The 23,610-nt window shown below is 42.8% G+C and carries 21 protein-coding genes and 1 tRNA gene; 10 read left to right on the plus strand and 12 right to left on the minus strand.

Features of this window, described 5'->3' with window-relative positions:
- The first annotated feature begins 41 nt into the window (after window positions 1-41).
- From G5S32_RS04960 to G5S32_RS04970, 3 genes are all read left to right on the plus strand, one after another.
- Window positions 42-491, plus strand: coding sequence for an L-alanine exporter AlaE (locus G5S32_RS04960; RefSeq protein WP_165310931.1), 450 nt, complete (start codon window positions 42-44; stop codon window positions 489-491).
- A 158-nt stretch (window positions 492-649) separates the two neighbouring features.
- A tRNA-Ser gene (locus G5S32_RS04965) sits at window positions 650-737 on the plus strand.
- Between the two features lie 325 nt (window positions 738-1,062).
- A complete protein-coding gene (locus G5S32_RS04970; protein ID WP_165310933.1) occupies window positions 1,063-2,256 on the plus strand; it encodes a conjugal transfer protein TraF in 1,194 nt (397 codons plus the stop codon).
- 109 nt (window positions 2,257-2,365) lie between these two features.
- Here the strand turns inward: G5S32_RS04970 and gltS are convergent, their stop codons facing one another.
- Window positions 2,366-3,592 (minus strand): sodium/glutamate symporter, encoded by a 1,227-nt coding sequence (gene gltS, locus G5S32_RS04975; protein ID WP_165310935.1) that lies wholly within the window; start codon window positions 3,590-3,592, stop codon window positions 2,366-2,368.
- A gap of 161 nt (window positions 3,593-3,753) precedes the next feature.
- Here gltS and G5S32_RS04980 point away from each other — a divergent pair, with 161 nt between their 5' ends.
- Window positions 3,754-4,596: an SGNH/GDSL hydrolase family protein gene (locus G5S32_RS04980; RefSeq protein ID WP_165310937.1), complete on the plus strand. Its 843-nt coding sequence runs from the start codon at window positions 3,754-3,756 to the stop codon at window positions 4,594-4,596.
- Window positions 4,597-4,648: 52 nt separating this feature from the next.
- Here G5S32_RS04980 and G5S32_RS04985 read toward each other — a convergent pair whose 3' ends face one another.
- From G5S32_RS04985 to G5S32_RS05005, 5 genes are read right to left on the minus strand one after another with little or no spacing between them, the layout of a single operon-like run.
- Window positions 4,649-5,578 (minus strand): isoaspartyl peptidase/L-asparaginase family protein, encoded by a 930-nt coding sequence (locus G5S32_RS04985; protein ID WP_165310939.1) that lies wholly within the window; start codon window positions 5,576-5,578, stop codon window positions 4,649-4,651.
- 8 nt (window positions 5,579-5,586) lie between these two features.
- On the minus strand, window positions 5,587-6,321 hold the full coding sequence (locus tag G5S32_RS04990; protein WP_165310941.1) for an amino acid ABC transporter ATP-binding protein: 735 nt from the start codon (window positions 6,319-6,321) through the stop codon (window positions 5,587-5,589).
- 24 nt (window positions 6,322-6,345) lie between these two features.
- Window positions 6,346-7,431, minus strand: coding sequence for an amino acid ABC transporter permease (locus G5S32_RS04995; RefSeq protein ID WP_165310943.1), 1,086 nt, complete (start codon window positions 7,429-7,431; stop codon window positions 6,346-6,348).
- Window positions 7,432-7,433: 2 nt separating this feature from the next.
- Window positions 7,434-8,588, minus strand: coding sequence for an amino acid ABC transporter permease (locus G5S32_RS05000; protein ID WP_165310945.1), 1,155 nt, complete (start codon window positions 8,586-8,588; stop codon window positions 7,434-7,436).
- 58 nt (window positions 8,589-8,646) lie between these two features.
- Entirely contained in the window at window positions 8,647-9,669 is a 1,023-nt protein-coding gene (locus G5S32_RS05005; RefSeq protein WP_165310947.1) for an amino acid ABC transporter substrate-binding protein, read from the minus strand.
- Between the two features lie 165 nt (window positions 9,670-9,834).
- Here G5S32_RS05005 and G5S32_RS05010 point away from each other — a divergent pair, with 165 nt between their 5' ends.
- Window positions 9,835-10,725, plus strand: a complete 891-nt coding sequence (locus G5S32_RS05010; protein ID WP_165310949.1) for a LysR family transcriptional regulator — start codon at window positions 9,835-9,837, stop codon at window positions 10,723-10,725.
- A gap of 151 nt (window positions 10,726-10,876) precedes the next feature.
- The gene (locus G5S32_RS05015; protein ID WP_165310951.1) at window positions 10,877-11,593 is read left to right on the plus strand and encodes a carbonic anhydrase; all 717 of its coding nucleotides are present in this window, start codon (window positions 10,877-10,879) and stop codon (window positions 11,591-11,593) included.
- 33 nt (window positions 11,594-11,626) lie between these two features.
- On the opposite strand, the gene G5S32_RS05020 is transcribed toward G5S32_RS05015, so the two are convergent.
- From G5S32_RS05020 to G5S32_RS05035, 4 genes are all read right to left on the minus strand, one after another.
- The gene (locus G5S32_RS05020) at window positions 11,627-11,893 is read right to left on the minus strand and encodes a DUF1496 domain-containing protein (protein ID WP_165310952.1); all 267 of its coding nucleotides are present in this window, start codon (window positions 11,891-11,893) and stop codon (window positions 11,627-11,629) included.
- A gap of 11 nt (window positions 11,894-11,904) precedes the next feature.
- Window positions 11,905-12,828: a 1-aminocyclopropane-1-carboxylate deaminase/D-cysteine desulfhydrase gene (locus G5S32_RS05025; protein WP_165310954.1), complete on the minus strand. Its 924-nt coding sequence runs from the start codon at window positions 12,826-12,828 to the stop codon at window positions 11,905-11,907.
- Window positions 12,829-12,900: 72 nt separating this feature from the next.
- Window positions 12,901-14,163 (minus strand): sensor histidine kinase, encoded by a 1,263-nt coding sequence (locus G5S32_RS05030; protein WP_165310956.1) that lies wholly within the window; start codon window positions 14,161-14,163, stop codon window positions 12,901-12,903.
- The gene (locus G5S32_RS05035) at window positions 14,163-14,837 is read right to left on the minus strand and encodes a response regulator transcription factor (protein WP_165310958.1); all 675 of its coding nucleotides are present in this window, start codon (window positions 14,835-14,837) and stop codon (window positions 14,163-14,165) included. Before G5S32_RS05035 ends, G5S32_RS05030 begins: the two co-directional genes overlap by 1 nt.
- 484 nt (window positions 14,838-15,321) lie before the next feature.
- Here G5S32_RS05035 and psrA point away from each other — a divergent pair, with 484 nt between their 5' ends.
- The 3 genes from psrA (at window position 15,322) to fabV (ending at window position 19,648) form a co-directional block, all read left to right on the plus strand.
- On the plus strand, window positions 15,322-15,951 hold the full coding sequence (gene psrA, locus G5S32_RS05040) for a TetR family transcriptional repressor PsrA (RefSeq protein ID WP_165310960.1): 630 nt from the start codon (window positions 15,322-15,324) through the stop codon (window positions 15,949-15,951).
- Between the two features lie 46 nt (window positions 15,952-15,997).
- A complete protein-coding gene (locus tag G5S32_RS05045) occupies window positions 15,998-18,280 on the plus strand; it encodes an acyl-CoA dehydrogenase (RefSeq protein WP_165310962.1) in 2,283 nt (760 codons plus the stop codon).
- 165 nt (window positions 18,281-18,445) lie between these two features.
- On the plus strand, window positions 18,446-19,648 hold the full coding sequence (gene fabV / locus G5S32_RS05050) for an enoyl-ACP reductase FabV (protein WP_165310964.1): 1,203 nt from the start codon (window positions 18,446-18,448) through the stop codon (window positions 19,646-19,648).
- A gap of 224 nt (window positions 19,649-19,872) precedes the next feature.
- Here the strand turns inward: fabV and G5S32_RS05055 are convergent, their stop codons facing one another.
- Complete coding sequence (locus tag G5S32_RS05055; RefSeq protein WP_165310966.1) at window positions 19,873-21,555, minus strand: aspartate:alanine antiporter; 1,683 nt, start codon at window positions 21,553-21,555, stop codon at window positions 19,873-19,875.
- A 169-nt stretch (window positions 21,556-21,724) separates the two neighbouring features.
- Window positions 21,725-21,991: a GrxA family glutaredoxin gene (locus G5S32_RS05060; protein WP_165310968.1), complete on the minus strand. Its 267-nt coding sequence runs from the start codon at window positions 21,989-21,991 to the stop codon at window positions 21,725-21,727.
- A gap of 365 nt (window positions 21,992-22,356) precedes the next feature.
- On the opposite strand from G5S32_RS05060, the gene G5S32_RS05065 reads away from it, so the two are divergent.
- Entirely contained in the window at window positions 22,357-23,604 is a 1,248-nt protein-coding gene (locus G5S32_RS05065) for an iron-containing alcohol dehydrogenase (RefSeq protein WP_165310970.1), read from the plus strand.
- Window positions 23,605-23,610 lie beyond the last annotated feature (6 nt).

Genomic DNA, 23,610 nt, shown 5'->3' on the forward strand with positions numbered 1-23,610 from the left:
AGAGTGCTTATTTTGCAGTTTATTATCTTGTGAGGACATAAATGAAAGCTCGCGGCCCTTTTTGTATACGTCATGCTGCTGCGGACACTTTTGCTATGGTGGTGTTTTGCTTCGTGTCGGGGATGATTATTGAAATATTCATCTCTCAAATGACATTCGAACAATCACTGGCTTCGCGAACTTTGTCTATTCCCGTTAACATTGCTATCGCCTGGCCTTACGGTATATTTCGAGATTTTATGCTGAGACAAGGGCGCCGTATTTCAGAAACTAGCATCATGAAAAACGTGTCTGATTTAGTTGCTTATGTTCTTTTTCAATCACCTGTCTACGCTGCGATTTTATTCACAGTCGGAGCTTCAACCGACCAAATCATAACAGCCGTTGCAAGTAACGCGGTGGTATCTTGTGGTATGGGAGTCGTTTATGGTTACTTTCTTGATATGTGCCGCCGCTGGTTTAGAGTGCCAGGGTATTATCAAGCGATGTAACCCGCTGGTAGAATAAAAGTAATATGTAGGGAAAATATTCAATTTAGCCAATAAGTAAGCAAATAACTTAGTTAGGACACTTTTTTTAGGTTTTTTCCTTGACGATCAAAGGCTGAATCATTAAATTAGCGCCTCGTTATCCTTTATGGTTAACCTCCGGTGAGTTGTCCGAGTGGCTTAAGGAGCACGCCTGGAAAGTGTGTATACGGCAACGTATCGAGAGTTCGAATCTCTTGCTCACCGCCACATTCATGAAAAAAGACGTCTTAGGGCGTCTTTTTTATTTATATTAGCCATAAAATTCAATTGGTTAATATTGCACTCCATCCTTGTAAATACATCCCTATCCAAGTTTTCCTGTAATGCTAAAAGTAATGCTTTCTACTCTGTATAAAAGCAGGTGTTGAGCCATTTTTAACTGAATAGTTATATTCGATGTCCTTATATAAGGATATGAAGTTATTGATAAGGTTATGCAAAGATCTGTTGATTAATATTTGAACTGTTTCATAAAGCTATACAAGCAATCATGTTACTTTGAATAGATCTTTATGCTATTCAAGGATGAAAAATGAAATTTAAGACATGTCAGTTCATTGGACTGTTAACTTTATTTTTAAATATCCAGCCAGTACATGCTCTTTCATTTGATAGCCGCTCTACAGCCATGGGTGGGATTGGTGTTTCAAGTGCTGATTATTTAACTGCCTCATTTCACAACCCAGCTCTGGTTGCTAAACATAATGCTACTGATAAATTTGCAGTGTTACCTTTTTCGATAGGAGGAGATGTACGAAATGATCAAGCAATGCTTAGTAACTTATATGATGCTATTGATGCTGTGAAAGAATACAACCGTGCAGCTAATCTAGGTGAGGAAATTGTAAGTGGAGTCGAGTTGATTAAAAGTTTATCAGCATTGAAGTATGATAAGGCTGATATATTTGTTGGTGTTGGAATGGCGGTTGCTATACCTAGTGAAACGCTATCCGTTAACTTATTTACCCATATGACCCTCGATACTACCATTCGAGCTAATATTATTGATGAAGACTTAGATTTACTAAGTTACATTGAATCTTATCGCCCACAATCATCGGGTAATATTACCGGTATTCGAGTTCATGACATCGGCTTCTCCCTCGCTAAGCCGATACCTTATGAGTCTGGTACATTGTTTTATGGCCTATCTCCTAAGATTCAATTGATTTACGCTTTCAATTACTCTGCAAATTTGGATACATTCAACGCCTCTGATTTTGACCGAAGTGATTATGTCGTAGATAAATCCACATTCAACTTAGATGGAGGATTAGCGTATAGCTATACCAATGGCGTTTCTGTCGGGTTAGTAGCTAAGAACTTATTTCCTAAAAAAATTTCAACGAAAGAATATCTTGGGATTGAGGGTACTTATTCGTTAAACCCTGTTTATAAGGCATCTGTCAGTTATAGTAATTCTAGCTTTACGCTAGGGCTCGATACTGACTTAAATGCAACCAAAAGATTTGAGAGCCTTACATTCTTCAATTTCAAGGCTGCGAATGATGATATCCAAATGGCGGGAGTGGGAGGGGAGTATAAGATTACCAATTGGTGTCAACTAAGAACTGGTTATCAGATGGATTTAAAAAATAATTTGAGCAATGTTATGACCATGGGGATGGGGTTTATCGCAGCCAAACTGTGGCATATTGATTTGTCGGCTGCATATGCAAACAAAAATCAATTTGGTGCGTCATTGCAAAACTATTTTACCTTTTAAGATGCTAGAGCAGATATGAACGTCTAAAGTGAAGTTGCATGACTTGGTCGATAAGAATTGAACCAAGTCCCCTCACAATAAAGAGGACTTAGATTAGGATTATCGTGTTTTAACCAATAAACGAGATGTATCCCTGAAGGATTATCAAGTTAACGATGTCTATGAAAAATGCGCCGACAATAGGTACAACCATGAAAGCCTGAGGTGATGGGCCGAAACGGTTTACGATAGAACCCATGTTCATTACCGCCGTTGGTGTAGCCCCTAAACCGAAGCCACAGTGCCCGCCTGATATAACCGCGGCATCATAGTTACTTCCCATCACTTTAAACGTCACATAGTAAGTGAATATAGCAAGCATCACTGACTGAATGGCGAGTATGACTAAGAACGGAATCGCCAAGTCAAAAATGTTCCACAGCTTTAAGCTCATCAGTGCCATCGCTAAGAATAGCGAAAGCGATACAGTACCGAGCATATCGATGGTTTCGGCATCCAGTTTACGAATTTTGGTTACTTCTAAGAAGTTGGTAATGACCACGCCAATAAACAATGCGTAAACGAAATCAGGAATCATCAACCATGAAATTTCAAATGTATTGACCCACAGTTCTACGTATTTCGCTCCGGTCACACAGATAAGTAAGAAGAACAGTTTCTCAATTACTTTCTTAGCCGTAACTTTGTCTTCTTCGTACTCATTGTAAGTCACCAGTTCTGGGAACTTTTCGTGTGTTTTCGATCCTCTACCATATTCAGATTCAATGTTGTTTTTCTCTACCAAACGCTGTGCTACTGGGCTACCGATGATGCCACCGATAATCAAACCAAATGTCGCAGATGCCATTGCGATTTCCAGTACGTTATCCATACCATAAACATCTTGGAAGGTCTGAGACCATGCTGCACCTGTTCCGTGACCACCAGATAGAGTGATAGAGCCTGCAATCAAGCCCATTAGAGGTTCAAGACCCAAAGCAGCAGCTAATGACACACCAATTGCGTTTTGGATGATGATGTAGACCGATGCGACAGCTAAGAAGATAAAGACTTTCGCTCCGCCTTTCATCAGTTGGGTATAGTTTGCAGCGAGCCCTACAGTAGCAAAGAACATCAACATGAAGGTGTTCTGAAGCGGTAAATCAAACTCTAAATCGATGCCATAAAAATGCAGTACAGTAATCAAGCAAGCGATAATTAGACCACCGACGATCGGCTCTGGAATGTTGAACTTATTTAGAATCGGTAGTTTGGCATTAATGTAATGCCCTAGAAAAAGCACACTGATGGCAACTAAAAATGACTCAAGTGCACTTACTGATATCAAATGATTCATATTGCCTCTTATTCGTGGTTATATTCATCGTTCTTAAGCGGAGAGTGTTATGCCTCTTGTAGGGTAATAGCAACCCCTCTACGGCTTTTTCCGAAAAAATTTATGAGAAATGTAAGTTTTTCATCGGTTTTATCATCAGATAAGAAGAAAGGAGTCAGAAAATGACCAGAGATGAGCTTCTAAATGAACTCACAGATTCAGAATGCCTAGACTTGGTAAAGCTCTATCAAGCGGATACTACCCAACATTTCTATACTCTGGTTGAACAGCTCTATAAGCTGCGTGATGAGCATGGTTTCACGACGCGAATTTCTCGATTCAAAACTGAAGTAGAAAAACTCACTCAATCTCTTGATGGTTTTAATGTCACGCCGCAACATTTTAAGCAGATTGTGCAGGCGCTCGATTTAAGCCAACGAACCCAAAAGGTAAGCCGCTTCATGCAAACAAAAGATAACCACCTAGCTTTTGCAAAACCTGTTGATTTAGTGATGTATGGTGATTCCATTACTGAGTGGGGACCATGGCATGACGGCATTCACTGTGTATCGTTGGCGAACCGTGGGTTAGGTGGCGATACGACAGACGGTATGATCTTCCGTATAGAGAGCACAGTTGCTTGTCAGCCGAAATTAATTTGTATGATGGCTGGTATCAACGATTTGGCGCAGGGCTACACTGTTGAAGAAATCATAGATAACTATGGGCAGATGTTGAACTACTGGCATGAGCGCGGTATCGACGTGTGGGTTCAGTCAACATTGTTTGTTGGGCAGCGCCTACAAGATTTAAACCCTTTAGTAGCGCAATTGAATCAAGAGCTAATCAAGCTTTGTGATAAAACAGGTGCCAAGTTTATCGATTTAAACGCTGTGCTTTGCCCCGAAGGCTTTCTGCCATTGAATTGCAGTGCTGATGATCTTCATCTTAACTCTCACGCTTATGGACAATGGATTACTTTGCTTACCCCAATGCTGGAGGAGTATTTTAGCCTTTGCGAGTGATGGATAATTAAGCGCCTAATGTTTAACATTCGGCGCTTTCCGTTCATCTTTATCACTCATAAATCTTCGATTGAGCGGGTTGGTTCGAACCACCCCAGCCTCGGTACATACCTTCAGTATTGAACGGAAGGGCGATGTTACCTTGATTATCGACGGCAATAACACCGCCGTTGCCACCTGTACTGGCTAGATCATGAAAGACAACATGATTGGTGGCTTGCTCTAGGCTTTCATTGGCGAGCTTCATGCGAGACGAAATATTGTGTGCAACCACATGTCGTAAGAAATGCTCACCATGTCCAGTTGCAGACACTGCACAAGTGTGGTTGTTGGCGTAAGTTCCTGCCCCAATCACTGGAGAGTCACCGATACGACCATATTGTTTATTGGTAATCCCACCTGTAGAGGTCGCAGCCGCTAGGTTACCGTGTTTATCAAAAGCAACAGCGCCGACGGTACCGTATTTGTAGTCGTTATCCGTTGGTTCAAGAATCACTTCCTGAGCTTTTAACGCTGATTGAAGCTGTTGATAACGCATCTCTGTTGAGAAATAGGTGTTATCGACTTCAACTAAGCCGATATCGCGAACAAATTGTTCAGCGCCTTCGCCACCAAGATAAACATGAGGAGAGCAATCCATAACCGCTCTGGCAACGTTGATTGGGTTTGGGCTGAAACGAATGCCAGATACTGCGCCAGCGTCGAGAGTTTTTCCACACATGATAGAAGCATCAAGCTCGTGTTTCCCCTCGTGATTAAATACCGCACCTTTGCCAGCATTAAACCACGAGCAGTCTTCTAACATGTTTACTGCAACTTGAACGACGTCCAGAGCACTTGCTCCTTCTTTAAGGCTTGCTAGTCCATCCTCGATAATCTCTTTTAAAACCGTGGTAATTTCCAATTCTTGTTCAGGAGTTAGTTTCCCTTTGGACATAGCACCTGCGCCGCCGTGAATAGCAATAGAATACTCGTTTAACATATACATCCTTAGTGGTGAATCAGCTGGTTTAGAAACTCGCGCGTACGAGGTGATTTAGGTGCAGAGAAAAATTCTTCAGGGTTGTTTTCTTCGACGATCTGGCCTTGGTCCATGAAGATGACTCGATCAGCAACTTTGCGTGCAAAGCCCATTTCATGCGTTACGCACAGCATAGTCATCCCTTCGCTTGCTAAATCAGTCATGACATCAAGTACCTCAGAGATCATTTCTGGGTCGAGTGCAGAAGTTGGTTCATCAAAGAGCATTACTTCAGGGTTCATGCACAGCGCACGAGCGATCGCAACACGTTGTTGTTGTCCTCCTGAAAGCTGACTCGGGTATTTGTTTGCCTGTTCTCTGATTTTCACTTTGTTGAGCAGAGCTAGCGCTTTATCAATCGCCACATGTTCTTTGATACCCAAGTTAGACGTTTGCGGTAGCACGCAGTTTTCCAATACAGTGAGGTGAGGGAACAGGTTGAACGACTGAAAACACATACCCACTTGCTTACGCAACTCAATCAGATCTTTTGGGGTATCACTGACTTCTTGACCGAACACGTTGAGAGAACCCGATTGGTGCTTTTCCAATTGGTTGATGCAGCGAATTAACGTTGACTTCCCCGATCCCGAAGGGCCGCAGATAACGATGCGTTCGCCTTTCTTTACGCTTAAGTTGATATCGCGAAGGGCATGGTATGAGTCGTACCACTTATTTAAATTTTTGGTGTTGATGACTTCCATGTAATAACTTCTCCTAAAAGGGCATTATTTTAAGCGGCGTTCTAAATGCGCAGCGTATTGAGAGAGTGAAAAACAGCAGACGAAGAAAAAGACCGCTAAAAATGCGTACATTTCATTTTCTAATCCCACCCATTTAGCGTTTGAGAGTGTGCTTGAAGCAACACCGACAATGTCTAACACGCCAACGATCATCACCAGCGTGGTCTCTTTTAAAATACCGACGAAATGATTGAGCAAAGATGGTATGGAGTTTTTCAGTACTTGCGGGAGAATGATTTGTCCCATCATTTTCCAGTATCCAAAACCCAGAGCTTGCGCAGCCTCAAACTGCCCTTGAGGGATTGACTGAAGACCGCCGCGAATGGTTTCTGCCATATAAGCGGCAGTGAACAGTACCAGTACAGCAACAACACGTAGCAGAACATCGAATTCTTGACCGGGTGGCAAGAACAATTGAATCATGAGTGATGCCATAAACAGCAGGGTGATCACAGGGACAGAGCGAACCAGTTCTATGTAAGCCACGCTGAGCCAATGAATCACTGGGCGTTTTGAACGTCGGCCCAGAGCTAATAAAATTCCAAGCGGGAGGGCAAAAACCATACCGAAAATCGCTAAGAACAGAGTCAGCATGATGCCTGCGAACTTAGTAGTTGAGATGGTTTCAAGGCCAAACGTGCCGCCTTTAAGCAGCATCCACATTGCAAATGGCAACACTGCGATGTAACAAAGCATCACTAGTTTATTGAAGCGTTTGATGTACAACATCGGGATTGCGATAGCAGCCAAACCGAAAGCGACATCGACTCGCCATTGTTGTTCATCGGGATACATGCCATAGGTGAAGAGTTCAATACGGTTTACCACAGGTAACCAGCATGCTCCGCCAGAAACACAGTCTGCTTGAGATTCGCCAACAAACGTAGCATCGAAAATAAACCAGTTAAGCAATGTCGGCACTAGCCAGATGACAAACAGTAAGCCCGTGATGGTAAGAAGAGTGTTGAATACCGAAGAGAATAGGTTTTGTCGACACCACTCTTTCCATCCTGCTTTTATCTCAATCGCTGGGCGCGGTTCAATGTATTCCATGATAGTTTCACTTTGCATGATTATTTCCCTACCGCAACGTGCGAGTTGTACCAGTTCATCAGCAGGCTTGTAACCAAGCTAAAGACACAATACGTACCCATGACAATGAGGATGCACTCAATCGCCTGACCTGTGTTATTCAACGTTGTTCCGCCAGTCGAGGAGACCAGTTCCATAAAGCCAATCACAACACCCAAAGATGAGTTCTTAATGATGTTCAGATAGACACTGGTGATTTGCGGAACCATAGGGTAAACGGCTTGAGGAACAATCAATTTCCACATGATGGTTGAATCGTTAAATCCAAGAGCCTTTCCTGCTTCGTGCTGACCTTTTGATATTGACTGGATACAACCACGAACGATTTCTGCAATGTAGCTAGCACTGTAAAAAGAGAGTGCAATCCACAACGCGACCAGTTCTGGAATAACAATCATCCCGCCTTGAAAGTTGAATCCAGTAAGTTTCGGGGTGCTGTATTCGAAGTTTCCAGAAACCACAGTAATGATGATCACAAGGATTGGTAACGAAACCACAATAGCCAAAAGGCGTGGCCAAAGAATTGGGTTAAATCCAACCCACTGAACCTTTTGAATTACCGCTCTGCGATAGAAAAAAGCTGCGCAGCATGACGCGAGTAGAGCAAGAAATACATAACCACCCCAGCCAGCCAATGATAAGTGTGGAATGGCTAAACCACGGTTAGAAAGATAAATGTTATCACCCAACTGAATGCTGTTTCGAATTGCAGGCAAGCTGAGAAACAGGGCATACCACCATACCAGTTGAACGACGAGAGGTACGTTACGAATAAACTCAACATAACCACGACATAGACGGCTGATCACCCAGTTATTCGATACGCGACCGACGCCGATAACAAAGCCAAGAATGGTTGCCAGAATAATACTCAAAAAGGAGACCAGTAGCGTGTTGGCAACACCCACATAGTAGGCTTGCAAGTAAGTATCATTTTGGTCGTAGTCAATCAGGCTGAAAGTAATGTCGTAGCCTGCTCGTTCACCGAGAAAATCAAAACCTGTGGTTATGCCTAATTTGGCAATGTTTTCAGAAGCATTGGTACCTAAGTACCAGAATAAGAGAGTTACCGTGATTAAGAGTACGGCTTGCTGGCCCCAATCTATCAAGGTGCCTTTGGTTAGTTTTAATTGCATGTTCAACCTATCCATGGAAGGTCAGCCCACATCTAGGTAGGCTGACAGATAAACAAGATTAACGGAAAGGAGGGGCGTACATTAGGCCGCCATTGGTGTAAAGAGCATTCGCACCTCGTTCAAATTTCAGTGGCGAGTTAAGGCCAACGTGGTGCGCAAAAATCTCACCGTAGTTGCCTGTCGCTTCAATCGCCTTAAGTGCCCAATCTTGCTTCAAGCCTAAATCTGTACCAAGGCTGCCTTCAGTACCAAGAAGGCGTTTAATTGCTGGCTTAGCCGATGACTTCGCCAATTCTTTCGCATTTTGTTGAGTAACATTTAACTCTTCGGCTTCAATAAGCGCGTTACCCACCATAGTGACGATGTCACGCCATTCGTTGTCGCCCTGTTTTACGTAAGCACCAAGAGGTTCTTTTGAAATGATCTCAGGAAGAATGATGTGCTCATCAGGATCTTTAAACAGGGTACGACGAGCAGCCAATCCAGTTACGTCATTGGTCAAAGCATCACAGCGTCCTTTTTGGTAGGCCGCATAAAGCTCTTCGGTCTTTTCAAATACAACAGAACGGTATGTCAGACCTTTAGCTCCAAAGTAGTCTGCAAGGTTGTGCTCAGAAGTAGTACCTGGAGAGAGGCAGAATGTCGCGCCGTCCAGCTCAGCTGCCGATTTAACACCGAGCGACTTACGAGTCATGAACCCCTGACCGTCGTAGAACCAAATCGTGGTGAAGTCAGCCCCTAGCTTTGCATCGCGAGATACGGTCCACGTGGTAGATCGAGAAAGGATATCAATTTCGCCAGAAGCTAAAGATGTGAAGCGGTTTTTCGAAGTGGTTGTAATGTATTCAACTTTTTCTGGATCACCTAAAACAGCGGCAGCAACGGCGCGACAGTAATCCACATCCATCCCTGTCCATTTGCCTTGGTCATTGATGTAAGAAAAACCCATTTTGTCGCTTGAAATGCCACATTTCAGTGTGCCACGTTGAATAATATCATCTTTAAGATTTGCATAACTGCTAGTTGAAAATCCAACTGACAATAATCCTGATACAACGAGCCCTACAGCTTTTAGTTTCATGATAAGTCCTTTTATTTATTACAGTTTGATAGATTTGTAATTAAATTTTGCTTTCCTTTGGTTACAATTTATGCGTTTATCTATGGTGATTGGAAGCATTTGATGTCTTGTATTTTGCATGACTTATGCAAAATTTCGATAATGTTGCAGTGAAGGGATAAAGGAATGAATGTTCGCTGGTTAAAGGATTTTATTACTTTGGCAGACTGCCAGAAATTTTCGTTGGCGGCTCAATTAAATGCGTCATCTCAAGCGGCATTTAGCCGCAGGATTCAGCAGTTAGAGCAACATCTGAACGTTGAACTGTTTGATAGAAGTCGAACTCCCGTCAAGCTAACACCAGAGGGTAAAAGACTCTATCCCATTGCAGCTGAAATGGTTCAGATGGCTGAGCGCTGTGAAGAGATGGTGGCGAACAAACCTAACCCAATGGTGTTCGCATCTTTGCATACCTTGGCGTGTAACTTTTTCCCTCAATGGTTCACGCAAGTACTAAATTGTATGACTGCGCCATTAGTCAGCAGTATTGATTCTGGCGTGCGTTCTGTCACTGGTTATCAGGCTGCGTTGCAATCTCAACGCGCAGATTGCTTACTGTTTTACCAAAGCAACCAAGCAGCACGTTACTTTGAGTCAGATGAGTTTGAAGTTTTGAAGCTGGCAGATGATGCGCTCATTTGGGTGTGCGGTGCGTCATTTCCACGACAACAGTTAGAAGAGAGTACGATTCCACATCTGACGTATGCGCCGTCCTCTCAGCTATTAGAGCTCTCTTTGCCACTGTTTAACGCTACACCGCAAGCGAAAAAGTTGTCGGTGGTTTTTCAATCCACTATCTCCGAATCGTTATTGCCGATGGCAATTCATGGCAATGGTGTCGCTTGTATCCCTTATTCGGTTGCCAAGGATTATATCGATGACGGTAGGCTGATACATATTTGGCCGGAATACAGTGAACCATTGGAAATTGTGCTGATCCGCCTGACGGACTCTAAAAATCCACATCCTTATATTAATGAGCTGTTTGAGCATGCGAAATCCATAGCCAACGGGTAGGTGGAAGGACGTTTTTTGATTGAAATTTTGCATTAACCTCTAAGTTTTATCGCTATGAATGACGCAAATAAGTAATCAAAGATTTCATCGATTTTTAAGATATTGCTCTGTGTAATTATCCCGTTTTTCTATTAGTTAACAGGGATAAACGATGAAAAAAACGCTAGTGGCTGCTGCAATGATTCTTGCTTCCATGAGCCAAGTTCAAGCTTCTGAATGGGGATATCATGGCGAGCACTCTCCTGAGCATTGGGGAAATGTTTCTGCGACTTGTGCTCAAGGGCAAAACCAGAGCCCAATAGATATCAGTGCAGTAACAAAAGCTGAACTGAAAGACCTAAAATTTGACTATTCAGGTCAAGCGGTATCTGTGACCAACAACGGTCACACTTTGCAGGCATCAGTATCACAGCAAAACATCTTATGGGTTGATGGCCAGTCTTTTGAACTCAAGCAGTTCCATTTCCACACACCTTCAGAGAACCAAGTCGATGGGCAGTCTTATCCGTTAGAAGCACACTACGTGCACGCGGATAAAGAAGGGCATTTAGCGGTCGTTTCCCTATTTTTTAAATTGGGAGAACAAAATGCAGAGCTTGAAAAATTGTTAGCTGTAGCGCCGAAAGAAGAGGCAAAAGCTGATCTTTCTAAGCCATTCGACATAACTGCGCTACTGCCGAAAGAAAAGCAGTATTACCGTTTTAATGGCTCGTTAACTACTCCACCATGTTCGGAAGGTGTACGTTGGTTGGTATTGAAACAGCCACTTACCATTTCAAACACTCAAGTTGAGAAGTTTGAACAGTTGATGGGTCATAATAACCGCCCAATTCAAGCGATTAATGCCCGTGTGATATTAAGTAATTGATATATAAGTGTAATAGTTATTTAGCCTCAGTTGTTACTGAGGCTTTTTTTGTTCGTTATTAAGTTGAACCCACTTTAACTGTCCGTTAGTCTCAAACTTGTTTGCTGCTTGGCAAACCATATATAGCTCACCCACTTGAAGTAACGCACCTTCTGAATAGGCTTGATCTTGATAGTAGCAAACACGTTTACCCATATTGCCATCAATAATTACCGGTACCGAAGCGGCAGGAGTGGTGACCGTTTCAGCCATCGATAATGGGCTTAAAAGTGCCAAAATTAGTGTGAAATATTTAGGCATAATTCTGTTCCTTATAGGTCATAATGGCGCTGATAACGAGGCAGCATGCTTTCATTACCTAACAGACCACCTTGATGAATATAGATGAGTGAAGGATGGTTTTCCGTCAGTTTGCTTCCATCCTGAAGCGTTTTTCTTTCAAACCAAGAGCTTAAGCAACGCCACATTATAGGGTCATAAAGCAAATCAAACTCTACATGGGTCTGGTCTTGCAATTGTTGCCAGATATCAAAATCTTCTCGATATAGATGACCAAAGTAATGCTTGTCTTCAAGTTGCAGGATCTCTGGATGACTTGATTCGCCCAACTCGTTAAATTGTTCTACTAAGTATTCAGTACCACCCACACAAGGGCAGGTAATTACTTGAATCCCATATGGCTTAAGGGTTTTGTGTAGAAATAGTGCAGTGGTTCCAGTGCCTGACGGGAGTGCAATACACCATTCTTGCTTGGGTTGCATTCGAATCCATTCTAGTATTTCCATACCGAGCTGTTTGACTCCAGCTTCCGCCATTTTAGAACGGCCGCCTTCGGGGACTGGCAAACAAGTCTCATCTGGTTGGCGAATTTGCTCGATATAATCTCTAGGGTGAAGACCTGATGGACGAGTTTCAATGATGTTTGCGTTAAGTTCGAGAGCACCACGGTAGTTACCAATCGGTCTTTGTTTTAGCCAAGAGGGGATATGGTCTACATAGAATTCAAGTTTCCAGCCGCGAATACTCGCCAACGCAGCCAGTGAATAAAGGGAGTTAGCTTGAGCAGAGCCAAAGCCAATAAGGGTAGATATCTGGGGCAAATCGGCTTCTAACAACGACATGAACTTTCGGGCTTTATTACCACTAAACTGCGAATGCAATTGGTCATCACGTTTGAGGTAAAAGTGATGATTATTAAAATGATGTTCGGTAATAGGGCTATCGGCGAGTTTCATAACTCTTCCTACTTCAATGAGATAGCTAAAGAAGGCGCATTATAACTCTAAGTCTTCAGCTAACACGTAAGTTTATTGCTCAAAAGTAATTAGGGCTTCGCAGCCACGAGTAGGACGATTCTTAATCGAGAAATTCCAGTGATATCGACGACATAAGTCTTCAACAATTAATAAACCCAAGCCATGCCCATCTTGATTGGCGGTTTGGTTCAGGCCGGGTCCATTGTCTCTGACGGCTAACGATTCGGAAGACACTTCTAACGTAACACCACCTTGATGGGTTGCTGCAATGGCATTACGCAGTAAGTTACCAACCACCATGTTGAGCACTGCGGGTGCTGCTTTAATCTGTGGCATTTGGTGGAAAATCAGTTCTACATCAATGCCTTTGTCTTTTGCTTGTGCGCTGTTGAGGTCAATGATGGTTTCAAACTCAGTTTTACTTACTTCTCTTACAATGGCTTCGTCTTCACTGCGTTCATAACGAACAAGCCCTAGTAGCGCATCAACCATAGTACTCATTTGCGAAGTGGCTTCGTTGATTCGCACGATTTGGCGTTGCTGAAATTCATCATCGACATTGCGTTCCAACAGTTTACTAGCACCTTTGACTATGGTTAATGGTGTTCTTAACTCATGGCTGGCGTAACGGGCAAAGGCTTGCTCACGTTTAAGTAGGCTGTGGATTTCATGACGATACTGGTTGAGTTGGTCTGCAAGAATTTGGAATTCGCTGGCTCCTCCGGCAGGGATTTCAAACACATGAGCCGCGTTACCACTGTGTTCAGTTAATTGCTTTGTTAGATTATTAATGGGTTCAATCAATCGTTGGGAAAGACGCAACAGCAGCCCACCAAAAATGAGCAGCAGACCCGCAACACTGGTGATCACAATGATGCCAGAGAATAGGGTTTCATTTTGCCCGAATTCAATTTGGTTGATATCTGATAGTAAAATAACGGGCTTTCTTTCACCATCTTTATAGTAATAGCTAAAAAACACCATACGTGAATCTGGGTCGTTACCCACTTCACCGACGAAGTTGTCTCTTCCTTCAAAATACTTATGGTACTCAGATGGAACTAGGCTGATATCGTTATAGGCGGTGGTCAGCACATCTATGGTGATTTTGCCATTTTCGCCATTCATAAAACGCGAAATGGCTTCGTTTTTATCGATTTCGATGCGTCGTTCACCGACACGGTCTTCTGACCAGTGCAGAGCGGTATAAAAAATGATGTAACTGGCTAAACCCATGACAAGGGCAACGCTGGTAAAGAATATCGCCAATTGCCCGGTAAGTGTGCGAGTGTTGGTAAAACTGATGGTATTCATTATACCTTCTCCAAACGAAAGCCAATTTTAGGCACAGTTACCAACATTGAGGACTCGAATGGTTTATCTAGCTGGTTGCGAAGCTGGTAAATATGGCTACGTAATACGTCATTATTGGGTTCATTGTCTTGCCATAGCATATCCGTGATTTCATCGCGGGTGACGACATCGGGAGCTCGTTGGCAAAGTAGTTCCAAGATTGAATATGTCGTTGGATTTAACGAGAGCTTGATACCGTCTCGATAAGCCTGATGAGTTTTTTGATCAATACGCAGGCTGGCAAATTCTAGCGATGTTTCCGTAACTGTTCTACGGTAACGTTTAATTAATGCGTGTAAGCGAGCTTCGAGGATTTCGAGATCAAAAGGTTTGGTGAGGTAATCATCGGCACCGTATTTGAATCCGCTTAACATGTCTTCACGGCTATCCAATGCGGTAAGCATCAGCACCGGAGTTGTATTACCTGCTTCTCTAAGCTTTTCACAAACAGTCAAACCGTCCATACGCGGTAACATGAGATCTAAAATGATTGCATCGAATGGTGTTTGTAGTGCTAGTTTGAGCCCGAGTTCTCCATTGTCGGCATAATCGAGTTCCATACCTTCACTTTCAAAGTAATCAAACAAGATTCCTGCAACTTCTCGATTATCTTCTACCAGTAATATTTTATTCATGTCGACGCTCATTCACCCATAAGGCTGCCATTTGCAAAGTAAGCCTAAAACCATTTGGTTCTATCTTGCATCTATTCTTTGTTTAAGAAAAGTATATCCATTTATTGATCCTGCCTGGGGTGATTGAGGAGCAAAAAAAAGCCCAGAACATAGTGCGATCTGGGCGGATACAACAATAGGAGTTAAATATGAAAAGCAGTGGTGTTCGTGTTGTCAGAAAACAAAACAGTTTGACGGCCTGTAAACTCTTAATGCGCCAACAACGGACACTAATTAAGACTAAGTGTTTTTCGTTTAGTTCCATGAGTAGTGAAAATTTTTTAGTTTTTCAGTTTTGTGTCATTTGCTGTATGGCTGATGTGTGTGGGATATGGGGGATGACGAAGCAAGATTAGAAAGTGTGATGTTAATCTGTTGTTAATTTTGTGTATCAGAAGTATATTTCAAACAGGTGTTTGATTTTAATGTTTCATGTGAGTGATGAATGGCGTCGAAAAGTAGTACCAAAGAAAAAATATTGGATATAGCGGAATGCCTTTTCGCTGAGCATGGTTTTAAAGACACCTCGCTTAGAACGATTACAGGCAAGGCTGGAGTCAATTTGGCTTCTGTGAACTATCACTTTGGTGATAAGAAAACGTTGGTTCGTGCAGTGCTGAATCGTTACCTGGAGGCGTTTATGCCTGAAGTACATAAAGCTTTGATTGAGCTGAATCAACGTGAATCATACTCAATGGAGGATGTATTTGAATCACTGCGTGAACCGTTGAAGAATCTCAATAAGGTCAGTACACATGGTACCAGTCGCTTTATGTTGTTGATTGGAAGAGGCTATACCGATGTTCAAGGGCATTTGCGTTGGTTTATAACCACTCGTTACGAAGATGTATTGAAATTGTTTACTGACTCAGTAATGAAAGCAAACCCTGAATTAACTAGCGAAACTCTGTTTTGGCGTCTGCACTTCACCTTAGGCACATGTGTTTTCACTATGGCTTCAAGTAAAGCGTTGGCAGAAATCGCAGAAAATGATTTTGGAAGTAAGGTTGATGCAAAAGTCGTTATTGACCAAATCATTCCATATCTCGCTGCTGGCGTTGCAGCAAAAATATAAAGCTAAAAAATAATAATAAAACCCCGTGAACAAAAGGATCTGCACAATGAGCTCTCTACGACAAAAATGGATAAGTGACCCCGCCTTTAAGTTGTTTAAGAAGGTATTGCCACCTCTATCTAGTACTGAAAAAGAAGCAATGGAAGCGGGAAGTGTCTGGTGGGATGGTGAACTGTTTTCCGGCCAGCCAGATTTTCAAAAGCTTCACCATTACCCTAAACCGTCGTTTACTGCTGAAGAGCAGTCATTCATGGATAATGAGCTAGAAACCCTGCTTGAGATGCTTGATGATCACAAGATTGTAAAAGAAGATCGTGATTTACCAGAAAATGTTTGGACATACATGCGCAAAGAGCGTTTTTTCTCTTTGAACATTTCAACGGAATATGGTGGTCGCGAATTTTCTGCTTTAGCAAACTCAACCATTGTTTCTCGCCTTGCGACTCGTTCAATCAGTGCTGCGGTAACCGTAATGGTACCTAACTCTTTAGGTCCTGGTGAGTTACTTTCTCACTACGGAACTCAAGAGCAAAAAGACTACTGGTTGCCACGCCTTGCTGATGGTACGGATATACCGTGCTTTGCCCTAACAGGGCCTGAAGCTGGATCTGATGCAGGGGGTATTCCAGACCAAGGTGTTGTTTGTTACGGACTGCATCAAGGAAAAGAAGTACTTGGTATCCGTTTAAGTTGGAATAAACGCTACATCACACTTGCGCCAGTCGCTACTGTGGTTGGTTTGGCATTTAAACTGAGTGACCCTGAAAAGTTACTGGGTGACAAAGAGGACATAGGCATTACCTGTGCGCTCATTCCGGCGAATCATGAGGGTGTAGAAATTGGTGAGCGCCATGACCCCCTTGGTCTCGCATTTATGAATGGTCCAACTCGTGGCAACGACGTTTTTATTCCGATGGAATGGTTGATTGGTGGCTCTGAATACGCGGGCAAAGGCTGGCGTATGCTGGTGGAATGTTTGTCGGCAGGTCGTGGTATCTCTCTACCAGCGTTAGGTACTGCAATTGGCCATCTGACGGCACGTACTACAGGCGCTTACGCTTATGTGCGTAAGCAGTTTGGTATGTCGATTGGCAAATTTGAAGGTGTGGCAGAATCGCTAGGTCGGATTGGTGGTCTAACCTATTTGTTAGAAGCGACAAGAACACTAACAACCACGTCTTTGGATCTAAAAGAAAAACCGGGAATTGTGACTGCAATAGCTAAATATCACATGACTGAAATTGCTCGTGTTATTTTGAATGACTCTATGGATATTCATTCAGGACGCGCAATTCAAGACGGCCCCATGAACTATTTGGCGAGTCACTACTTAGGTATTCCGGTTGCGATTACCGTCGAAGGTGCAAATATTCTGACGCGTAACCTAATGATCTTTGGGCAAGGTGCAACGCGTTGTCACCCTTATGTGTTGAAAGAGATGGAAGCGGCTGCCAACCCTGATGAGAAAGAAGGGGCGAAACAGTTTGATAAATTGCTGTTCAAACATATTCGTCATGCAACGAAAAACTCGATTGGTGCGCTTATTGCCGCATTAACAGGCTCAGCGTTTGTTAAAGCTAATATGAGTGGTCCAACGAAGCCTTACTACAAGCAGCTAACGCGCTTAAGTCGTGTGTTGGCCGTGAGTGCTGATATGGCGATGTTAACTCTAGGTGGCGAACTGAAACGTAAAGAGATGATCTCGGCGCGTTTAGGCGACGGACTAAGTTACTTGTATATGGCTTCTGCGGTACTGAAAAAATACGAAGATGATGGTCGTCAGCAATCTGACCTCAACTACGTACATTATGCGATGCAACACTGTTTGTACCACGCTGCTAAATCACTAAATGAAGTTTATCGAAACTACCCTTCAAAAGCGGTTGGACGGTTGTTAAAAGGTCTGTTGTTCCCACTAGGTAATCATTACCAAGCGCCAAGTAATGATTTGTCGCTTGCGGTGGCTGAGAGCTTAATGATTCCAGGCGCTCATCGTGATCGTCTGACACATCTTTGCTATATAGGTAAAGGCGAAGATGACAGCGTTGGCTTGATGGAAAAAGCATTCCTTGCTCTCTACAGCATTCAAGGACTAGAGAAGAAACTTTATCGTGGTATTAAAGATGGTAAAGTTGCTCGCAAAGGCCTATTGGCTGACCGTTTGATTCAGGCAAAAGAAGCCGGTGTGTTAACTGCGGAAGAAATTGATGCCATTTTGGCGGCGGAAAAGCTACGTTATAAAGCGATTCAGGTGGATCACTTTAGCCATGATTTCTCAAAAGTTTTGACCAATCAGACAGTGAAACCTAAGCTAAACAACGTAGCTTAAGGATAAGGTTAAACACTTAACTAAGAAGGCTTCCATAGTGAAGCCTTCTTTATATCGAACGAAAGTGCTCCAACCACTTGCTAAATCGGACTATTTTGACAGAAATAGGGTGCGATTTGTGGTTGAAACTTTTATCCTAGCGAAGATTTTTGAAGGAAGTTGAATATGATCATCAAACCTAAAATTCGCGGATTTATCTGTACAACAACGCACCCAGTGGGTTGTGAAGCTAATGTAAAAGAACAAATCGCTTACACTAAAGCACAAGGCCCAATTAAGAATGCGCCTAAGCGTGTGCTTGTTGTTGGTTCTTCAAGTGGTTACGGCCTTTCTTCTCGTATTGCTGCTGCCTTTGGCGGTGGTGCTGCAACTATCGGTGTTTTCTTTGAAAAGCCGGGTTCAGATAAGAAGACAGGTACGGCTGGTTTCTACAATGCAGCTGCATTTGACAAACTTGCTCACGAAGAAGGTCTGTACGCGAAAAGCCTTAACGGCGACGCATTCTCAAATGAAGCTAAACAAAAAGCAGTAGAGCTAATAAAACAAGACCTTGGTCAAATTGACTTGGTTGTTTACTCTCTAGCATCTCCTGTTCGTAAAATGCCTGAAACAGGTGAAGTTATTCGTTCTTCACTAAAACCAATCGGTGAAACATACACTTCAACTGCGGTTGATACCAATAAAGATGTCATCATTGAAGCAAGTGTAGAGCCTGCAACTGAAGAAGAAATCCAAGACACCATCACGGTAATGGGTGGTCAAGACTGGGAGCTTTGGATGCAAGCGCTTGAAGAAGGTGGTGTTTTAGCAGAAGGCTGTAAAACAGTTGCGTATAGCTACATCGGTACTGAATTAACGTGGCCAATCTACTGGGATGGCGCGTTAGGTCGTGCGAAGATGGACTTAGACCGCGCAGCAGCAGTGTTGAATGGCAAATTATCAGCAACAGGCGGAAGCGCAAACGTAGCGGTTCTTAAATCTGTTGTGACTCAAGCAAGTTCTGCGATTCCTGTAATGCCTTTGTACATTGCAATGGTATTTAAGAAAATGCGTCAAGAAGGCATCCATGAAGGTTGTATGGAGCAAATTTACCGCATGTTTAGCCAACGCCTATACAAAGATGACGGTAGTGCTCCAGAAACAGACGAGAAAAACCGTCTACGTCTAGATGACTGGGAACTTCGCGAAGATATCCAAAAACATTGTAGTGACCTGTGGCCTCAAATCACGACTGAGAACCTAAAAGAGTTAACAGATTACGAACTTTACAAAGAAGAGTTTCTAAAACTGTTTGGTTTCGGTATTGAAGGCGTAGATTACGATGCAGACGTAAGCGCAGAAGTAGCATTTGACGTTATCGATATCTAAGTATTCGAGATATACAAAAGGCGCTCATTCGGAGCGCCTTTTTCTTTTTCGTAATAGCTACTGCTTAACTAGTTTTCTAATACCAATCTGGAAAACTCATTGCTCAGTAACATGCAAACCTTCCGAGCCAAGGAAGGCCTGGAGGAGTTTCACGGACTTTAATGCCAATCACTGCTCCACCGATGCTTAATTTGTTCATATTTATACCTACAATGGTATAAGAGCTAGAACAAAAGAATGACAATGGTACCGGTCAGTGTCATTAGTATGTTGGCAATCGCATAGGTACCCGCATAACCCAAAGCTGGAATCGTTGATTTTGCATATTCGTTTACGATATCCATTGCTGGAGCACAAGTTCGTGCACCAATGATAGCTCCAAATAGCAGTGCTCGATTCATCTTAAGGATGTAAGCTCCTACTAGATAAGCAAACACGACAGGTACAAAACTTACTAAGAAAGCTAGACCAAGAACTTTAATCCCAACTTCGGATAAATGCTGGAACATGTTACCACCAGCGCTTAAACCGATACCGGCCATAAAGAACATTAAGCCAAGGTCTTTTACCATGTTCAGTGCTCCTTGCGGTACATAACCGAAAGTAGGGTGGTTTGCTCTTAAGAAACCTAGCGTAATACCTGACAACAACAAACCAACGGCATTACCTAGACTAAAAGAAACCTGACCGAACGTCATGGTTACTAGACCGAACATGATGCCTAGAATAAAGAAGCTACAAAATGCGAGTAAATCTGCCATTTGGCTATGAATCGATATAAAACCGATTTTTTCGGCTAGCCCCAAAACCTTGCTTTTCTCTCCGCTGACTTGAAGGATATCGCCCTTTGCTAATACGATATCTAAGTCCATCGGCATTTCTACCTGAGCGCGAACAACTCGAGTAAGAAAACATCCATACTCCGATAAATTCAAATCAGACAGGCGTTTTTGAGCGAATTTATCGTTCTTAACCACGATTTCTTCTTCAGATATGCGTAAATCAAGTAAGTTACGATCGAAAACTTCTTTACCTTCACGAAAGCTAGAGTCAAGACGCGCATGGCTATCTGGGTAACCAACCAGTGCTATTTCATCGCCTTCTTGTAAAATCGCTTCGCCATCAGGGTGTGCAAGAATTCCGTTACGACGAATCCGCTCAATGTAGCAGCCTGTCTGACCGTAGATACCTAACTCTCGAAGGTTACGACCATCGATCCAGTTAATTAATTCAGGCCCAACACGATAGGCTCGTATTATTGGTAAGTAGACTTTTCGTTGTCCATTTCCACCAATACCACGTTCTTGAGCGATTTGTTGAGCGGAGTCCGAAAGGTTTTGCTTTTGTAATCTAGGCAATAGTTTAGCAAACAAAATCATACTGATTAAGCCAACCAGATAGGCCATGGCATAACCGACAGACATATTTTCAAGAATAGTCGGAAGTTCCATATTACGAGGAGCTTCGGCTAAACCTGAATTCAGCGCATCTTGAGCGCCTACAAGTACAGGCGTAGATGTTAATGCTCCTGCCATCATACCTGCAGCGAGGCCAAAATCGAGCTTAAGGTAGTACCCACCAAAATAGGTAATCCAAGTTGCAGTTGATAACACCACGAGGCTTAGAATGAGATAATCTTTACCGTCACGGAAGAAAATACCAAAGAAGTTTGGGCCCGCCTCGATACCGACACAGTAGATAAACAGCATGAAGCCAATAGTTAACGCTTCAGGATTAATGTAAAACCCTAAATGCCCCATCAATAAAGAGGTGATAAGCACACCGATTGAGTTGCCTAACTGTAAGCTGCCAAAGCGAATTTTGCCGATAGTTAAGCCAATTGCTAATACAACAAAAATTAGCAATATTGGGTTTTGTTCAAGTAAGAGGACGACGTCGATGTTCACAAATTATCTCAATTATTACATGTGCAACAGTGGGGCTGTAAAGTGTGACGATTCTAACGTAATAAGAAAAAAAAATAATTAAATTCTTGGTCAAACCTGTTTCGAATCAACAAAAAAAGCCCGCTTAATTAAGCGGGCTTTTTTACAATCGTTTTTATAATTGATGAGCTTACTCGTCGAACAGACCTAGATGTTCTTTTGCGTAAGCTTCAAAATCAGTACATCCACCGATGTGTACTTGATCTAGGAAGATTTGTGGCACAGTTTCTACTGGTTTACCAACAGTTTTTTCCAAATCAGCTTTTGAGATACCTTCAGCATGAATATCAACATAACGGTAGTTAAAATCGTCACGTTTTGCTTTTAGCGTTTCAGCGTGCTCTTTAGCACGAACACAATAAGGGCAAGCTGGGCGACCAAAAATAACTGCGAACATATCTTTCTCCTATAATTCATTTGAGTCTACTATGCCCGATCCAACATAGAAAATAAAGCTGCATTTATCACTAGCTTTAATAGATGAAACCTATTGATTTAAGGGCGTTTTAAATCTGTTATTGATCAACAAATTAGTTGATCAAATATACGACTGTTTGCGAGCAACTATTATTCAGTAAAGCCACCTAAATTGCAGAAAACCACAACCAGAATACAAAACTGCGAACTGAGGTATACGTGATTTTGAGCATATTCTCAGGGAAAAAACAGGGTTATTGCTAACGAATTGCCCTGAGTCAAAAAAATTCGTTATGGATAGGAGCAATCTAGTTGCCATCTATTGTAGCGGAATGGAGTTCCACTATGTTTCAGTTCATGACGTCTAGCCGGATTATCTTTGGTGAAGGGGCTCTCGAAAATTCCCTCTCATTGATTAAACAGTTTGGTTACAGTGTTCTGTTAGTCTCTGGTAAGCAGAGTGAGCGTGCTCGCCCAATTGTTGAATATCTTAATGAACAAAAACTCCGTTATCAGCATGTCGCTATTTCCGGCGAGCCTAATATTACTATGGTTGAAGAAACCGCTATTGTAGGGCGAAGATTTTCTCCCAATTTGGTGGTAGCTATTGGCGGCGGCAGTGTAATTGACATGGGAAAAGCTCTCGCTGCTATTATTCCTAATCAAGGTAATGTTTATGACTATGTGGAAGTGCTCGGACGGTGTGTTCCGTTAAAGACGAAACCTCTACCAATGATTGCGATCCCGACGACTGCAAGCACGGGTTCAGAAGTGACTCGTAAAGCGGTGTTAAAATCAGGGCAGGACAAAGTGAAAGTGAGTTTGCGCAGCCCGGAAATGATTCCTGATGTAGCGATTGTTGACCCTACCTTAACTTATGGAACAGATCCTTTAATTTCTGGCCGCGGCGCGATGGAAACGTTCACCCATCTAATGGAGTCCTACGTATGCGGCGACCCGAATCCGTTGACCGATATGGTATGTGAAGAAGGGATCCGAAAACTTTCTCGAGCGGTTCTACCTGGATGCTTGAACGACGATAAATCAGCCCGTTCTGACTTGGCTTTTGCCGCTATGTTGGGAGGTATGGCGTCTACCAATGCTAAGCTAGGAGCGGCTCATGGCCTAGCTTCTGCCCTTTGTGGAAAGCTCGAAGCACCGCATAGCGTTATTACTGCTCGTCTTGCACCCTACGTGATGCTTGAAAACATCAATGCTGCTCGCTTAGCTGGTAGAGAGGATATTCTTTATCGCTATACACATTTAGCTGAATTATTAACGGGTAACCATCAGGCAAAAATAGCTGATGGTGTCGAATGGGTTGAAGAGATGCTCGACACACTTGGATTACCGCTACTGAGCAGTTTTGGTGTATGCAGCACTTCATTTGAAAAGGTGGCACAAGACGCGTTGAAATCGAATTCGATTAAAGGGAACCCGATCCCTCTTACCAAAGAGCGGTTAGTGTACATTTTAAATCAAGTCTGCTCATGCAGCGGTGTATGCCAAGAACCAACTGAAATCCAAATGAGTGGTAAAGTTGAGTTACTTTATAATTCAATGCGTGAAGAAGGCTCAAGGCAAAGTAGTTGAATGTTT

This window comes from Vibrio ziniensis (assembly GCF_011064285.1).
Classification (GTDB): Bacteria; Pseudomonadota; Gammaproteobacteria; order Enterobacterales; family Vibrionaceae; genus Vibrio; species Vibrio ziniensis.

What these genes read in the sequence shown, in the direction of transcription:
- G5S32_RS04960 (WP_165310931.1), top strand. Translation starts at nt 42, where the DNA reads ATGAAAGCTCGCGGCCCTTTTTGTATACGTCATGCTGCTGCGGACACT.
- G5S32_RS04970 (WP_165310933.1), top strand. Translation starts at nt 1,063, where the DNA reads ATGAAATTTAAGACATGTCAGTTCATTGGACTGTTAACTTTATTTTTA.
- gltS (WP_165310935.1), bottom strand. Translation starts at nt 3,592, where the DNA reads ATGAATCATTTGATATCAGTAAGTGCACTTGAGTCATTTTTAGTTGCC.
- G5S32_RS04980 (WP_165310937.1), top strand. Translation starts at nt 3,754, where the DNA reads ATGACCAGAGATGAGCTTCTAAATGAACTCACAGATTCAGAATGCCTA.
- G5S32_RS04985 (WP_165310939.1), bottom strand. Translation starts at nt 5,578, where the DNA reads ATGTTAAACGAGTATTCTATTGCTATTCACGGCGGCGCAGGTGCTATG.
- G5S32_RS04990 (WP_165310941.1), bottom strand. Translation starts at nt 6,321, where the DNA reads ATGGAAGTCATCAACACCAAAAATTTAAATAAGTGGTACGACTCATAC.
- G5S32_RS04995 (WP_165310943.1), bottom strand. Translation starts at nt 7,431, where the DNA reads ATGCAAAGTGAAACTATCATGGAATACATTGAACCGCGCCCAGCGATT.
- G5S32_RS05000 (WP_165310945.1), bottom strand. Translation starts at nt 8,588, where the DNA reads ATGCAATTAAAACTAACCAAAGGCACCTTGATAGATTGGGGCCAGCAA.
- G5S32_RS05005 (WP_165310947.1), bottom strand. Translation starts at nt 9,669, where the DNA reads ATGAAACTAAAAGCTGTAGGGCTCGTTGTATCAGGATTATTGTCAGTT.
- G5S32_RS05010 (WP_165310949.1), top strand. Translation starts at nt 9,835, where the DNA reads ATGAATGTTCGCTGGTTAAAGGATTTTATTACTTTGGCAGACTGCCAG.
- G5S32_RS05015 (WP_165310951.1), top strand. Translation starts at nt 10,877, where the DNA reads ATGAAAAAAACGCTAGTGGCTGCTGCAATGATTCTTGCTTCCATGAGC.
- G5S32_RS05020 (WP_165310952.1), bottom strand. Translation starts at nt 11,893, where the DNA reads ATGCCTAAATATTTCACACTAATTTTGGCACTTTTAAGCCCATTATCG.
- G5S32_RS05025 (WP_165310954.1), bottom strand. Translation starts at nt 12,828, where the DNA reads ATGAAACTCGCCGATAGCCCTATTACCGAACATCATTTTAATAATCAT.
- G5S32_RS05030 (WP_165310956.1), bottom strand. Translation starts at nt 14,163, where the DNA reads ATGAATACCATCAGTTTTACCAACACTCGCACACTTACCGGGCAATTG.
- G5S32_RS05035 (WP_165310958.1), bottom strand. Translation starts at nt 14,837, where the DNA reads ATGAATAAAATATTACTGGTAGAAGATAATCGAGAAGTTGCAGGAATC.
- psrA (WP_165310960.1), top strand. Translation starts at nt 15,322, where the DNA reads ATGGCGTCGAAAAGTAGTACCAAAGAAAAAATATTGGATATAGCGGAA.
- G5S32_RS05045 (WP_165310962.1), top strand. Translation starts at nt 15,998, where the DNA reads ATGAGCTCTCTACGACAAAAATGGATAAGTGACCCCGCCTTTAAGTTG.
- fabV (WP_165310964.1), top strand. Translation starts at nt 18,446, where the DNA reads ATGATCATCAAACCTAAAATTCGCGGATTTATCTGTACAACAACGCAC.
- G5S32_RS05060 (WP_165310968.1), bottom strand. Translation starts at nt 21,991, where the DNA reads ATGTTCGCAGTTATTTTTGGTCGCCCAGCTTGCCCTTATTGTGTTCGT.
- G5S32_RS05065 (WP_165310970.1), top strand. Translation starts at nt 22,357, where the DNA reads ATGTTTCAGTTCATGACGTCTAGCCGGATTATCTTTGGTGAAGGGGCT.